Below are 13,136 nucleotides of genomic sequence, written 5' to 3'. Positions count from 1 at the left end.
GCGCTAGTCCAGCGTGACGCCGGAGTCCTTGACGACCTTGGCCCAGCGCTGGACTTCGCTGTCGACGAACTTGCCGAACTCGGCGCCGGTCAGCGTGGGCACGCCGGTGCCGTTGCCCGCCCAGGTTTCCTTCAGCTTGGGCGTGTTCAGCGCCTTGGTGATCTCGGCGGCCATCCTTTCCGTGGCCTCCTTGGGCGTGCCGGCGGGCGCCCAGATCGCGTACCACGTCGACACGACGTAGTTCGGCACGCCGGCCTCGGCGGCAGTCGGCACGTCAGGCAGCGACGGCGAACGCTCCGTGGCGGCCACGGCCAGCGGCTTGATCGCGCCGGCGCGGATGTGTCCGGCGGACGAACCCAGTCCGTCGAAGGCCAGATCCACCTGCCCGCCGATCAGCGCCGACAGCATCGGTCCCGCCCCCTGGTACGGCACGTCCACCAGCTTGACCCCGGTCTGCATGGCGAACAGCTCGCCGGCCAGGTGGTGCGTGCTGCCCTTGCCCGCGGTGCCGAAGTTGATTTCGCCCGGCCGCTTCTTGGCGTAGTCGATGAACTCCTGCAAGGTCTTGACCGGCAGCTTGCCGGCATTGATGACGACGACCTGCGGCGGCTGCGCCACCAGGGCGACCGGCACGAAGTCCTTCTGGATGTTGTAGCTCAGGCTCTTGTACAGGGACGGCGCCAGCGCATGGTGCGCCCCGCCCATGAAGAACGTGTAGCCGTCGGGCTTGGCCTTGGCGGCAACGCCGGCGCCCACGGTGCCACCCGCGCCCCCCTTGTTGTCGATGACCACCGTCTGGCCGAGCTGCGTCGTGAGCTGCGCGGCCAGCGGACGGGCGAACGTGTCCGTGCCGCCACCGGCGGGGAACGGAACGATCAGCGTGATGGGGCGTTCGGGCCATTGCGCGGCGGCAACGCCGCCAAAACCCAGGGCTGCCACGGCAAACACGGCCGCGGCGGTGGTGCGATAGTTCATTTTGTCTCCTCTTGCTGCATCGGGGGACGGCGCCTGTTTTTGGCGTCTCGTCGCTGGAATATCTTTTTCTTCTGAATGCTGAGGGCAGGTCTTCTCGGGGCATTGGATGGGGATGCGTCTCCTTGGATGCGGTAAAAAAATGCCGGCCCCGCGGGGGACCGGCACGATGTGGGGTTATAGCGCCTTGTAGGTGTCGCGCAGCACGTTCTTCTGCACCTTGCCCATGGTGTTGCGAGGCAGCTGGTCGATGATATGCACGCGCTTGGGCACCTTGAAGTTGGCAATGCGCGATTTCAATTCCGCCTGCATCGCCGACGCATCCAGCGACGCGCCGTCCTTGGGCACCACCACCGCCACCACGGCCTCGCCGAAGTCGGGATGCGGCACGCCGATCACTGCGGATTCCGACACGCCCGGCATGTCGTCGATCAGCGTCTCGATCTCCTTGGGGTACACGTTGTAGCCGCCCGAGATGATGAGGTCCTTGCTGCGGCCGACGATCGACAGGTAGTCGTCGGGCGCGGCGCGGCCGGCGGACTCGCCGCCCCAACGGCCCACGTCGCCCGTCTTGAACCAGCCGTCTTCCGTGAATTCCTCGCGGGTCTTTTCGGGCATGCGCCAGTAGCCAGAGAACACATTGGGGCCACGCACCTGCACGTTGCCGATCTCGCCCGCCGCAAGCGGCTTGCCGGCATCGTCGACCACGCGGACCTGCACGCCGGGCAAGGCGCGCCCGACGGTGCCGGCCAGACGCTCGCCCAGCGCGGGGTCATAGGGATTGGACGTCAGCATGACGGTCTCGCTCATGCCGTAGCGCTCAAGAATGGGATGGCCGCTGCGTTCCTTGAAATCCGAGAACGTCTCGGCCAGCAGCGGCGCCGAGCCCGAGATAAAGAGGCGCATGTTGGCGCACACGTCGCGGTTGAAACGCGGATCGGCCAACAGGCGCACGTAGTACGTCGGCACGCCCATCATCACGGTGCTCTGCGGCAGGTAGTGCAGCGCCTGGTCGGCGTCCAGCTTGGGCAGCCAGATCATCCGGGCGCCCGCCAGCAGCGCGCCATGCGAGGCCACGAACAAGCCGTGCACATGGAAAATCGGCAGCATGTGCAGCAACACGTCGTCCTCGCGCCAGCCCCAGTATTCATGCAGGGTGCGCGCATTGGCCGCCAGGTTGCCGTGCGAGAGCATCGCGCCCTTGCTGCGGCCCGTGGTGCCCGAGGTGTACAGGATCGCGGCCAGGTCGTCCGGCTTGCGTTGAACCGTCTTGAAGGTTTGCGGCAGGCTGCCGGCGGCCTCCAGCAGCGTGCCTGTGCGGTCCTCGTCGAGGGTGAAGACGTGCGGGCAGCCGGCCTTGTCGGCGGCGCGCTTGACCCAGTCCAGGTTCTTGCTGGCGCACACGACGACGGACGGCTCGGCGTTGCCCAGGAAGTATTCGATCTCGGATTCGCGGTAGGCGGTGTTCAGCGGCAGGTACACCAGGCCCGCGCGCAGCGTGGCCAGGTACAACAGCAGCGCCTCGGGCGACTTCTCGACCTGCACGGCCACACGCGCGCCGTCGGGCAGGTTCAGCGATTGCAGCAGGTTCGCCAGGCACGCGGTCGCGCGGTCGATGTCGTCCCAGGTGTATTGGAGGTCGGGCGTTTCCAGCGCGACTTTGCTGCGGTCTTTGGGAAAGCCGCCTTGCAGGACAGCGTATAGGTTGGCGTTGCTCACCTGTCTAGTCTCCGGAAAAGGAAGGGTCTTCGCCGGCCAGGAAGGCACGCACGCCTTCTCTGTGGTCCCGGCTTTCGGCATAGGAGAAATAATCCTGGTACTCGTCTTCGGTCAAGGCCGCGCCCGTGGCGAGCCTGGCGGACAAGCGCTTATTAATGCGGGCGGCCAGCGGCGCGCCCTGGGCGATGCGGTCGGCGCTGCGCCGGGCCGCTGCCGCGACCTCGCCATCGTCGACGATGCGGGTCAACAGGCCCAGACCGCGCGCCTCGTCGGCGCCGAACACACGGCCTTCCAGCAGGATGGCCAGCGTCGCCGCCCGGCCGGCCAATGCCAGCAGGCCGCGCATTTCGTCCGGGGCCATCGGAAAGCCCAAGCGGTTGATCGGCACGCCGAAGCGGGCCGATGCGCCGGCGATGCGCAGGTCGCATTGGCAAGCGATTTCCAGCCCGCCGCCCACGCACACGCCCTCGATCTGGGCGATCACGGGCTGCGGGCATTGCGCCACGGCCTGCAGGGCGGGGGCCAGGATCTCGCGGTGATAGCGCTGCACCCCGGCCAGATCGGCGCGCTCGGCAGGAAACTCGCGGATGTCGGCGCCGGCCGCGAAATTGCCGCCCTCGCCGCGCACGATCACGCAGCGCACGGCATCGTCCTGCGCGATGCGCGTAAAGACCTCGCGCAGTTCGCGCCACATGCCGACCGTGATCGCATTCAGGCGTCCCGGATGCGACAGCGTCACCCAGGCCAGATGCCCTTCGCGCTCAAGCCGCACACGGTCTTGGCCTTGGCCATGGCCAGCCACGTTCTCCGTCATGTCCCCTGCCCTCGTTGTTGTTGTTGATGGAATCCGCCGCCGTGTTTCCGGCGGTCAGGCCACGCGCCCCACGCCGCGGCTGATCTGCGGCTTGCCATCGTTCAGGCGCTGAAGGTTGGTGTCCAGTTCGTCCAGGTCATACAGGTAATTGACCATCATGGCGCACGATTGCTTCAGGCCCTTGGGAGACGTATCCGCCGCCCAGTTCAACCGCTCGATGCGCGCGCCGTTGCCCAGGTGAAAACGCGCCACCGGGTCTACCGGCAGGCCGTTCTTCATGGATTGCAGATAGCACGCCGCCAGCCGGAATCCGGCGCGCTTGACGACGTCGGGCGCCTTGCCCTGCGCGGCCTTGGCCAGCCGCGCGACCCAACGCTGACCGTCCGGCACGCCCTCGCGGTTGCGGTCCTTGGCGCGGGTCTTGTCTTCGCGCACGATGGCCTCGACCGCCTGGGCGTCCTGCTTGCCCAGCCAGTCGGTGAAGCCCGGGATGGGCGACAGCGTGGCAAAGGCCTTCAGCTTGGGCAGCTCTTCCAGCAGCTGCTCGACCACGCGCTTGAGCAGGAAGTTGCCGAAACTGATGCCCTTCAGACCGGGCTGCGTGTTCGAAATCGAGTAGAAGATCGCCCAGCGCGCCTTGTCCAGGTCCTGCGGCGGCAGCGTGCTGTCTAGCAGCACCTGCACGTTGTCGGCCATCTGGCTGGCAAACGCCACTTCCACGAAGATCAGCGGCACGCCCGGCATCTGCGGATGGAAATAGGCGTAACAGCGGCGATCGGGCGCGACGCGGTGGCGCAGATCGTCCCAGGACTTGATCTCGTGGACGGCCTCGTAAAGGATCAGCTTTTCCAGCAGCGATGCCGGCGAATCCCAGGTCAGCGGGCGCAGTTCCAACAGACCCACGTCGAACCAGGCCGACAAGAGGCCTTCCAGTTCCTTGTCCAGCGACTGGATGCCCGCCACCTGTTTGCGCCAGCGCAGCATATCGGCGCGCAATTCGACCAGAAAGCGCAGGCCCTGCGGCTGGGCGTTGAATCGCTTGAAGAGCCGCACGCCTTCGCCGCCCTCGCCCGCATAGGTGGCGCGGATCTGCGCCAGCGCGGCCAGCATCAGGCGGCGGTCCTTGCCGTCGGCCGCCGAGTACTGCTCGCACCAGCGGCGCGCCAGCTTGTTGGCGGCGACGTCGGTCAGACGCGCCTCGAACAGGCGGCGGACTTCCGACTCGCTGGGCAGGCGGCTGCGATCCCACAGCCGGCCCAGCCGGGTGATCAGGCTGGCGCTTTCGGCCGCGGCGGCGGCGTCGACGACATCGGCCTCGGGCTCAGGCGTGCGTGCGCCGCGCGCGGGCGCGAGATTGGCGGGTGCGGACATGGGCGGGCTCCTCGATGACGATGGGATCGGACGGCGCCGCATCGGCGGCGTCTTCGTTGCTGAGAACGCGCAGCGCTTCAAGCTGACGCATCAAATGGGTGTGCGCCAGCGTCTGCGCGGCGTCGGAATCGTGGGCCTTCAGGGCCTCGAAAATGGCCAGGTGTTCGGCGCAGGACTGGTCGATGCGGCCGGGCCGGGACAGGCTGCGATGGCGCGACAGACTCAGGACCTTGCGCAGGTTGCCGACCATGTCGGACAGCCATTGATTGCCGGCCAGCGCCTGAACGGCCTCGTGAATGAGGTAATTGGTCTTGTAGTAGGCGTCGATGCGGCCGGCCTTGGCATGGCCGGCCAGCGCGGCGTGCAGCGGCTCCAGCTCGGCCAGTTGGGCATCGGTGGCCTTGCGCGCGGCCTCGAAGGCGCAGCGCCCTTCCAGCATCGCCATCAGCGGGAAGATATCTTCCAGGTCCTGCGCCGACAGCTCGTTCACGAAGCAGCCGCGGCGCGGCTCCAGCCGCACCAGCCCTTCCGTGGCCAGCACTTTCAGCGCCTCGCGCAGCGGCGTGCGCGAAATGCCCATTTCGCCGGCCAGCCGCAATTCGTCGATCCACTCTCCGTTGCGCAGCGACCGCGCGTGGATCATGCCGCGCAGGCGGTCCGCGACTTCCAGATACAAGGCTTGCCGGACGATGGGATGGTTCATGGGCAGGCGGCGCGGGATACGCCGTAATTCATAATTATGAATAAGCCGATGATAGACCCGGGGTTGGAGAAAGGTAAACCCCCGGGAGACTCGGGACCTTCCCTAACAAGACGAAGTGGCGTGCATGAAAGGGGGACAGGAGACGGGCTGGGAATAGGACTGAATCAAGCCCACAACAGGCCTGGTCGAGCCTAACATTCCGGAGTCGTGCTAATGCTTCACCAGAATGACGCCCATGCCGTCGAAAAACAGCGCTTACGAGAGGGTCACCTGTGAATCTTCCGAAATCCGGAAGCCGCTACCTATCGCCAACAGCGAAGCAATGCACGTCATCACGAAGCCTCCGCGTATTGAGGCCACGGAGCAGTCAAGAGCCCTGTTTCAACTGTTGGCAGGCGGCCGCGCAGACATTGATGAAGGGCGCATCATTCCCGCGGCCGACGTGTTTTCGCAGATTGAAATATTGGACGGAAGGAATGCCGGATGAACCGACCTGCCGCCCAGGCCCCTCAAAAATGCAAAACGCCGTCCACCGCATGCCGCGTCAGCGAGCGTGCCCAGCGGCGAGCGGGTAGCCCGTACTTGCCTTCCACCACCTCGGCGCGGGCCAGCAAGTCAGCGGGCGTGATCGCCAGGTTTGGGCCGGAGAAGGCCAACACGATCTGATTGCCGGCCTCGACTTCGGGCAACAGCACGATGCGGTCATCGAACGCCTTGGACAGGTTGTCGATGTTCTTGCCAAAGCTTTCGTGCCGGCCGAACAGGTTCACGGCCAGGATGCCGACCTCGCCCAGCACGCGGCGGCAGTCGCGGTAGAACTTCACGCTGTCGCGCACCGGCCCTTCGGCGGCGGCGTCGTACAGGTCCACCATCAGCACGGGGCAGCGCCCGGCGTTCAGCGGGTCGGCCACCCAGGCGCCGGCGTCGGTGTGTTCGACCTGCAGCCGGTTGGCGCCCGGCAGGCGGAAGAACATGTGGCACGCGGCGGTCACGCGCGGGTTCCATTCCACGGCCAGGAGCGGGCTGCGCGTGTGCTTGGCGCAAAAGCGCGCCAGCGAGCCCGCGCCCAAGCCCAGCATGCCGATGGCCTCTTCCTTCGGCGGTTCCAGGAACAGCAGCCAGGCCATCATCTGCGCGGTGTACTCCAGCACCAGCTCAGACGGATTCTTGATGTGCATCGCGCCCTGCACCCATTCGGTGTTGAAGTGCAGATAGCGCACGCCGTCCACTTCGGAAAGCGTCGGCTGGTCGAGTTCGGAGGGAAAGTTGGATTTGTGCATGGGCGCGATTGTAGGCCCGCGGCCAGCCTCTTCGGCTACACCGCCGCTTCCCAGATGCGCTCCAGCAGATCGGGGCCCGGCACCTCGGCCTCCAGGCTGGCATCCAGCCGCAACACGCGCTTTAAGTAAAGATGCGCATCGCATTCCCACGTGACTCCCAGCGCGCCGTGGACCTGTATGGCGTTTTGCGCGACGCGCCGGCTGGCCTGCCCGGCCAGCAGCGGCGCGAACAGGCAATCGCGCGACGCGGATGCCGCGCCGGTATCCAACGCGGCCGCGGCGGCCCACCCCGCAAGCCGCGCGTCGTCCAGCGCCATCCAGTCCTCGGCCAGACGATGCTTGATTGCCTGATTGGCGCCGATGGCGCGCCCGAACTGCTGGCGTTCGCGGGCATATGCCGCGGCAATATCCAGCGCCGCCGACGCCGCGCCCAGCATTTCGGCAGCGCGCAACACACGCAAGCGCGTGCGCAGAACCTCCCACGTGCCGGGATCGGTTTCGATATCCGCGCTGGCCACGACCTGCGGGTTGGCCGCGACCGCGACGGGCATCGTGGGATCCAGGCCGCCCACGCCGCGCACGGGCGACAGCAGCATCAGGCGCAATGACGCCGCGCCCGTCTTACGCATGGCCAACGCGCGCACGTCGTCGCACGCGCCTTCGATGAAGGCCGACCCGTCGGGACGCAGGGCCGCGTCGGCATACCAGGTGTCACCCGCCATCATGTCGCCGGTCCACCCGGCGGGCACGCCCCGTGCGTGGCACAGCGTGGGCAGCAACGCCATGTTGGCCACGAGCGGCAGGCTCAGCAGATGACGGCCCGCCTCCTCGGCCACGATCCAGGCCTCGCGCATGCCCAACCCCAGCCCGCCGTGGGTATCGGGCGCAAGCAAGGCCGGCCAGCCCTGCTCCGCCAGGTCGCGCCACAGGGCATGGCGCGCCGCCGCGTCCTGCCCGATTGCGGCGCGCGCCACGGCCACGGGATGGCGCTGCGACAGGAAACGTTGCGCGGCATCGCGCAGCATGCGCTGGTCTTCACTGAGATGCAGATTCATGAGGCGTCAGGCCTTGGGCAGGCCGAGCATCTGCTCGGCAATGATGTTGCGCTGGATCTCGGACGTGCCGGCCAGGATGGTTTCGGCGCGCGACCACAGATAAGCGTGCGTCAGTTGCGCGGCGCGCGCATCGGCGGCGTCCACGCCCAGGCTGGCGTCTTCGCCCAGCAGTTGCAGGGACAGCTCGAGCAGACGCTGGTGCGCCTCGCTCCAGTGGATCTTGGTGGACGACCCTTCCGGTCCAGGGGGATCGCCGCGCATCGCGCCCGCCAGCGCGCGCTGTGACTTGAGCGCCAGCACATGGCTGTCGGCGGCCAGCCGCGCCCACCGGTGGCGGACCGGCGCCGACGAGGCAGGCGTGCGCCCATGAGCGTCGGGCTGCAAGGCCAGCTCGCGCACCTGCCGCAGTTCTTGCGCAAAGCGCACGAGCCGAGGAATGAAATACGTGCCGCGCTCGAAGCTGGCGGCGGCCATGGCGATTCGCCAGCCCTGGTTCAATTCGCCCAGCAGCGCGTCCTGCGGCACAAAGACGTCATCGAAGAAGACCTCGCAGAATTCGGCCTCGCCCGTGATCTGCCGGATGGGTTCCACGCGCACGCCCGCGCTGCGCATGTCAACCAGCAGGAAGCTCAACCCCTTGTGCCTGGGCGCGTCGGGATCGGTGCGCGCCAGCACGAAGCACCACTGCGCCCGGTCCGCGAACGACGTCCAGATCTTGTGGCCGTTCAGGCGAAAGCCGCCCGGCTCGGCCTGCGCCCGCGTGCGCACGGCAGCCAGGTCGGACCCCGCGCCCGGCTCCGAATAGCCCTGGCACCACACCTCGCGATTTGTCAGGATGCCAGGCAGAAAGCGCTGTTTCTGCGCCTCGGTGCCAAAATGCAGCACGGTGGGCGCCAGGATGCCGTGGCCGATCAGGTTCACACCCAGCGGCGCGCCGCAACGGGCGTGCTCTTCATGAAAGACCGCCTGGCGCGACAAGGGCAGCGCCTTGCCGCCGTAGGCCTGCGGCCAGCCCAGCCCGGACCAGCCGTTTGCGCACAGCGTGTCTTCCCAGGCACGCCGGTAGTCCAGGTTGCGCGGATCGGCGCCGCCGGGCCACGACCGCGCAAAGCCGGCGTAGGCCGCGTCGAGCCAGCGGCGCAGGTCGCGCCGGAACGCGTCGTCTTCCTGCGCCGCGCCGTCCTGCGCGGCGGTTTCCAGCATCGTCATGCGATCACTCCAGCCGGATGTTCGAGTCGCGCGCGACCTTGGCCCACGTCGCCACATCCTGCTGGATGAACGCGCCGAAGGCCTTGGGGTCGCTGCCGATGATGTCCAGCCCCAGACCCACGAACTGCTTTTTGACCTCGGGCTGCTGCAGGATCTGCGCGATGTTCTGGTAGAGCTTGTCGATCACTGGCTGCGGCGTGCGCGCTGGCGCCACCAGGCCGAGCCACGGCATGGCCGAATAGCCAGGCAGGCCGGAGGCGTCCACCGTCGGCAGCTCGGGCACCGAGGCCGACGGCTTGGCGGTCGTGACCGCCAGGGCGCGCAGCTTGCCGTCCTTGACGAAGGGGCCGGACGACGCCCACGCATCGAACATCACCTGCAGGCGTCCGGCCACCAGATCGTTGAGCGCCGGCGCACTGCCCTTGTACGGAATGTGCGCCATCTGGACCCCGGCCATGCTGTTGAAAAGCTCGGCCTCCAGGTGCGTTGAACTGCCCGTGCCGACCGAGCCGTAGCTGACCTTGCCCGGATTGGCCTTCAGGTAGGCGATGAGCTCGCCAACGTTCTTGGCCGGCACCGACGGATGAACGCCCAGCACGTGCACCACCGACGCCACCTGCGAGATCGGCGCAAAGTCCTTGATCGGGTCGTAGTTGACCTTGGCGTAGATGCTGGGCGCGATTCCCAGCGAGGACGCGGCCATCAACAACGTGTAGCCGTCCGGTTCGGCGCGCGAGACGTAGTCGGAGGCGATCATCGTGCCGCCGCCCGGCTTGTTCTCCACGATCACCGGCTGGCCCAGCCTGCCGCTCAGTTTTTCTGCCAGCAGGCGGCTCATGATGTCGGTCGCGCCGCCAGGCGAGAACGGCACCACGATGCGCACGGGGCGGCTGGGGTAGTTGTCCTGGGCGTGGGCGGCGCCGGTGATGCCCATGCAAGCCAGTGCGACGCTGGCCAATGCTTTCTTGATCATGCTTGTCTCCTCCTGGGGGGGTGCGCGATCGCGCTACGGGGTTGCGGGCAGGATCAGGGCGTCCAGCACCGCGACGCCCTGCCCTGCCTCTTTGATAAGCAGTGGGTTCACTTCGATCTGAGACACGTGCGCGGGCGCGGCAAGCAAGGCGTTGCCGATCGCCACGATGCGCTGGCACGCTGCCGCCACGTCGCCGCGCGGCTTGCCGCGAAAGCCGTCCAGCAACGCAAAAGCCTTGAGTTCGCGCAACATCTGCAAGGCAATGCCCTCGTCCACCGGCAAGAGGCGGTGGCTGGTGTCCTGGTAGATTTCGGTCAGCACGCCACCCAGCCCCACGGTCAGCACGGGCCCGAAGACCGGATCGCGCGTGGCGCCGACGATGATCTCGGCGACGCCACGTTCCATCTTCTGGACCATCACGCCGTCGATGCGCGCGCCCGGCTGCGCGCGGGCCGCCGCCTGCGTTACGTCCGCCCAGGCCGCGCGCACCGCCTCGTCGTCCGCCAGGTTCAGCGCAACGCCGCCAGCCTCGGTCTTGTGGGCAATGTCGGGACTCAGGACTTTCACGGCGACGGGATAGCCCACTCGGCGCGCGTCGCGCACCGCCTCGTCCGCGCTGCGGGCCACCCCGGTGGCGGCCTCGGGCACACCGAACGCGGCCACGTAAGCGCGCGCCTGCGCCTCGTTCCACGGCAAGGCCGGCACGCTCACCGTGTCCAATTCCGGTTGATCCGCCTGGCGCCGTGCCGCGCGCGCTTCGCACCACAACAGATAGGGCGCCAGCGCGGCCACGGCCAGACCGAGGTCCTCGAACACCGCCACTTCGGCCTCGCGCAGCGCCGCGCGGCTTTGCGCCAGGCCCGTGTCGATGGCCACGAACAAACGCCGGTGCTGGCGCGATGCCTCGGCCAGCGCGTCGGCCATGCGGTCAAGCATGTAGCCGGGCGCATACACGACCACCACGTCGATGGCGTCCGACGTTCCCAGCGCCTGGAGCACGGTGCGCACGAACGCCGGATCGTTGACCACATTGCCGGTGACGTCCACCGGATTGCCCACCATGCCGTAGTCGGGAATTCCCCCGCGCAGCACCTCCTGCAGGTCCGGCGGCAAATCGGGCAGCGACAGCCCCGCACCGATGAACTTGTCAGCCAGGATGGCGCCCAGCGCACCCGACATCGTCAACACAGCCACGCGCTTGCCTGCCGCGCGGTGCCGCAGCGTTGCCAGGCTGGCCAGATGCGCCATCTGCGCGAAGTCCGTGGCCTCGATGACGTTCAGTTGCCGGAACGCCGCCGCATACACGCGGCGATCGCCGGCCAGCGCAGACGTGTGCGACTGCACCGCCTGCGCGCCTTTGTCGGTGGCGCCCGCCTTCAGCGCAATCAGCAGCTTGCCGCGCCGCTCGAGTTCGCGGCACGCCTGCACGAAGCGGCCGCCATCGCGCAGCTGTTCGATGTAGCCCAGCACGATCTCGGTCTGCGGATCGGCCGCCAGATATTCCAGATACTGCGAAAAATCCAGGCAGGCCTCGTTGCCCGTGTTGATGAAGTGCGAAAACGGCAGCCCCACACGGCGCGCGATTGCGTACACCGCGGCGCACACGTTGCCGCTCTGCGTCAGCAGGCTGACCGACCCCGGCCCGTCCTGCGCGGGCGCAGTCTTGAACACCGAGGCAAAGGCGGTGTGCGCCTGCGTATTCAGGTTCGCGAAGCCCATGCAGTTCGGGCCGGCAACCGCCATGCCGCTTTCCGCCGCAAAGGCTTCCAGCTCGGCCTGCAGGCGCGCGCCCCCGCCGCCCGCCTCGGCAAAGCCCGCGGCATAGACGATGGCAGCGGGAATGCCCTTGGCGTGACAGCGGCGCAGCATGGGCGTCACCTCCGCCGCCGCGATGGCCAGCACCGCCAGGTCGACCGGCTCGGGCACGGCTTCGATGTCAGGCCAGCAACGCAGGCCAAAGACTTCCTGGTACTTCGGGTTGACGGGATAGATGCCGCCCTCAAAGCCGAAGCGGGTCAGCAATTCGAGCGGCATACCGCCGATCCTGCCCGGATTGCCGCTGGCGCCGATCATGGCGATCGAACGGGGATTAAGCAACGGTTCAAGGCGGGACGTCATGCGGCTTCACCCGTCTTTCCCGAGACCGCGCCGGACTGTTCGGCCGCCTTGTTTGCATCGCGGGCAGGCAGGTCCTTGTTGCGCTGGATGGCCTGGGCCAGGCCTCGCTGGCGCACCGCCTGGAATTCCTCGGTAAGGTGAGAGAGCTGGTGCGTATCGAAATGGGCCGACAAGGCCGTGCGAAAGCCCTGCGCGTCGGCCGTGCGATTCAGCGAACGCTTCAGGAGGCGCAACCCGAAGGGAGGCGCCTGCGCGATGCGCTGCGCCAGTTCAAGTGTCGCAGCCTCCAGATCCGCCTCGGGCACCACCCGGTTGACCATGCCGATGCGCAGCGCTTCCTCGGCGCCGACCTTTTCGCCGGTGTAGAGCATTTCCTTGGCCTTGCGCAGCCCCATCACCCAGGGATGGATCAGCACCTCGGTGGCGGCCGCGGCCAGGGTATGCCCCACCGGGTCAGAAAAGTACGCAGTGTCGGCGCACACCACCAGGTCGCACATGTTGGCGATCATGAAGCCGCCGGCCACGCACGCGCCCTGCACCTGCGCCACGACGGGCTTGGGAAAGTCCCAGATGCGCAGGCAATAGCCGTAGTAGCGGCGCGACTCGTACGCCCAGCGTTCCTCGACGGTAAAGTCCGCGCGCTTGGCTTGCGCTTCCTTCAGGTCGTGCCCGGCCGAGAAATGCGCGCCGCGTCCGGCCAGGATCACCACCCGGATGTCGTCGTCCTCTTCAGCACGCGCCAGCGCGTGGTCCAGCTCGTCCAGCATCTGCTGGCTTTGCGCGTTGCGCGCGGATTCGCGGGCCAGGCTGATGCGGCATACCGCGTCAAACCGTTCGACGGCCAGGGTGGCGTATTCCATGGTCTCCTCGTCCTTGTAATGCCGCGCCATCGAGTGCGGCGCGATCGGCTGGATTGAATTAA

12 protein-coding genes are annotated in these 13,136 nt (G+C 67.5%); 1 reads left to right on the top strand and 11 read right to left on the bottom strand.

The genetic code is table 11. The annotated features are described in order from the left end of the window. Positions 1–3: 3 nt before the first annotated feature. The 5 genes from FBY20_RS21385 to FBY20_RS21365 form a co-directional block, all read right to left on the bottom strand. Positions 4–975, bottom strand: coding sequence for a tripartite tricarboxylate transporter substrate binding protein (locus FBY20_RS21385; RefSeq protein ID WP_056323841.1), 972 nt, complete (start codon positions 973–975; stop codon positions 4–6). 174 nt (positions 976–1,149) lie between these two features. Then, a complete protein-coding gene (locus FBY20_RS21380) occupies positions 1,150–2,691 on the bottom strand; it encodes a malonyl-CoA synthase (RefSeq protein ID WP_056323838.1) in 1,542 nt (513 codons plus the stop codon). A gap of 4 nt (positions 2,692–2,695) precedes the next feature. Continuing rightward, positions 2,696–3,505 carry an enoyl-CoA hydratase/isomerase family protein gene (locus FBY20_RS21375; protein ID WP_142054461.1) on the bottom strand — a complete coding sequence of 270 codons (810 nt, stop codon included), beginning with the start codon at positions 3,503–3,505 and terminating at the stop codon, positions 2,696–2,698. Positions 3,506–3,559: 54 nt separating this feature from the next. Beyond that, a complete protein-coding gene (locus tag FBY20_RS21370) occupies positions 3,560–4,876 on the bottom strand; it encodes a malonyl-CoA decarboxylase domain-containing protein (protein WP_174245441.1) in 1,317 nt (438 codons plus the stop codon). Further along, the gene (locus tag FBY20_RS21365; RefSeq protein WP_056323830.1) at positions 4,827–5,579 is read right to left on the bottom strand and encodes a GntR family transcriptional regulator; all 753 of its coding nucleotides are present in this window, start codon (positions 5,577–5,579) and stop codon (positions 4,827–4,829) included. Before FBY20_RS21365 ends, FBY20_RS21370 begins: the two co-directional genes overlap by 50 nt. Positions 5,580–5,814: 235 nt before the next feature. Between FBY20_RS21365 and FBY20_RS21360 the strand changes: the two genes are divergently transcribed. Further along, a complete protein-coding gene (locus tag FBY20_RS21360; protein WP_142054459.1) occupies positions 5,815–6,066 on the top strand; it encodes a prevent-host-death protein in 252 nt (83 codons plus the stop codon). Between the two features lie 22 nt (positions 6,067–6,088). Here FBY20_RS21360 and FBY20_RS21355 read toward each other — a convergent pair whose 3' ends face one another. From FBY20_RS21355 to FBY20_RS21330, 6 genes are read right to left on the bottom strand one after another with little or no spacing between them, the layout of a single operon-like run. Further along, the gene (locus tag FBY20_RS21355; RefSeq protein WP_056323825.1) at positions 6,089–6,859 is read right to left on the bottom strand and encodes a hypothetical protein; all 771 of its coding nucleotides are present in this window, start codon (positions 6,857–6,859) and stop codon (positions 6,089–6,091) included. A 35-nt stretch (positions 6,860–6,894) separates the two neighbouring features. Then, positions 6,895–7,914: an acyl-CoA dehydrogenase family protein gene (locus tag FBY20_RS21350; protein WP_142054457.1), complete on the bottom strand. Its 1,020-nt coding sequence runs from the start codon at positions 7,912–7,914 to the stop codon at positions 6,895–6,897. A gap of 6 nt (positions 7,915–7,920) precedes the next feature. After that, entirely contained in the window at positions 7,921–9,123 is a 1,203-nt protein-coding gene (locus FBY20_RS21345) for an acyl-CoA dehydrogenase family protein (protein ID WP_142054455.1), read from the bottom strand. A gap of 4 nt (positions 9,124–9,127) precedes the next feature. Then, entirely contained in the window at positions 9,128–10,096 is a 969-nt protein-coding gene (locus FBY20_RS21340; RefSeq protein WP_062839116.1) for a tripartite tricarboxylate transporter substrate binding protein, read from the bottom strand. A gap of 33 nt (positions 10,097–10,129) precedes the next feature. Next, positions 10,130–12,214: an acetate--CoA ligase family protein gene (locus FBY20_RS21335; RefSeq protein ID WP_142054453.1), complete on the bottom strand. Its 2,085-nt coding sequence runs from the start codon at positions 12,212–12,214 to the stop codon at positions 10,130–10,132. Then, positions 12,211–13,074, bottom strand: a complete 864-nt coding sequence (locus FBY20_RS21330; RefSeq protein ID WP_142054451.1) for an enoyl-CoA hydratase — start codon at positions 13,072–13,074, stop codon at positions 12,211–12,213. The genes FBY20_RS21335 and FBY20_RS21330 overlap by 4 nt, the downstream gene beginning before the upstream one ends. Positions 13,075–13,136 lie beyond the last annotated feature (62 nt).

Source organism: Achromobacter sp. SLBN-14 (genome assembly GCF_006715415.1).
Taxonomy (GTDB): domain Bacteria; phylum Pseudomonadota; class Gammaproteobacteria; order Burkholderiales; family Burkholderiaceae_B; genus Achromobacter; species Achromobacter mucicolens.
Note: the sequence above shows the minus strand (reverse complement) of the source record. Positions and strands in the feature narration are given on the sequence as shown.

What these genes read in the sequence shown, in the direction of transcription:
- FBY20_RS21335 (WP_142054453.1), bottom strand. Translation starts at nt 12,214, where the DNA reads ATGACGTCCCGCCTTGAACCGTTGCTTAATCCCCGTTCGATCGCCATG.
- FBY20_RS21350 (WP_142054457.1), bottom strand. Translation starts at nt 7,914, where the DNA reads ATGAATCTGCATCTCAGTGAAGACCAGCGCATGCTGCGCGATGCCGCG.
- FBY20_RS21370 (WP_174245441.1), bottom strand. Translation starts at nt 4,876, where the DNA reads ATGTCCGCACCCGCCAATCTCGCGCCCGCGCGCGGCGCACGCACGCCT.
- FBY20_RS21375 (WP_142054461.1), bottom strand. Translation starts at nt 3,505, where the DNA reads ATGACGGAGAACGTGGCTGGCCATGGCCAAGGCCAAGACCGTGTGCGG.
- FBY20_RS21360 (WP_142054459.1), top strand. Translation starts at nt 5,815, where the DNA reads ATGCCGTCGAAAAACAGCGCTTACGAGAGGGTCACCTGTGAATCTTCC.
- FBY20_RS21355 (WP_056323825.1), bottom strand. Translation starts at nt 6,859, where the DNA reads ATGCACAAATCCAACTTTCCCTCCGAACTCGACCAGCCGACGCTTTCC.
- FBY20_RS21365 (WP_056323830.1), bottom strand. Translation starts at nt 5,579, where the DNA reads ATGAACCATCCCATCGTCCGGCAAGCCTTGTATCTGGAAGTCGCGGAC.
- FBY20_RS21345 (WP_142054455.1), bottom strand. Translation starts at nt 9,123, where the DNA reads ATGACGATGCTGGAAACCGCCGCGCAGGACGGCGCGGCGCAGGAAGAC.
- FBY20_RS21330 (WP_142054451.1), bottom strand. Translation starts at nt 13,074, where the DNA reads ATGGAATACGCCACCCTGGCCGTCGAACGGTTTGACGCGGTATGCCGC.
- FBY20_RS21340 (WP_062839116.1), bottom strand. Translation starts at nt 10,096, where the DNA reads ATGATCAAGAAAGCATTGGCCAGCGTCGCACTGGCTTGCATGGGCATC.
- FBY20_RS21385 (WP_056323841.1), bottom strand. Translation starts at nt 975, where the DNA reads ATGAACTATCGCACCACCGCCGCGGCCGTGTTTGCCGTGGCAGCCCTG.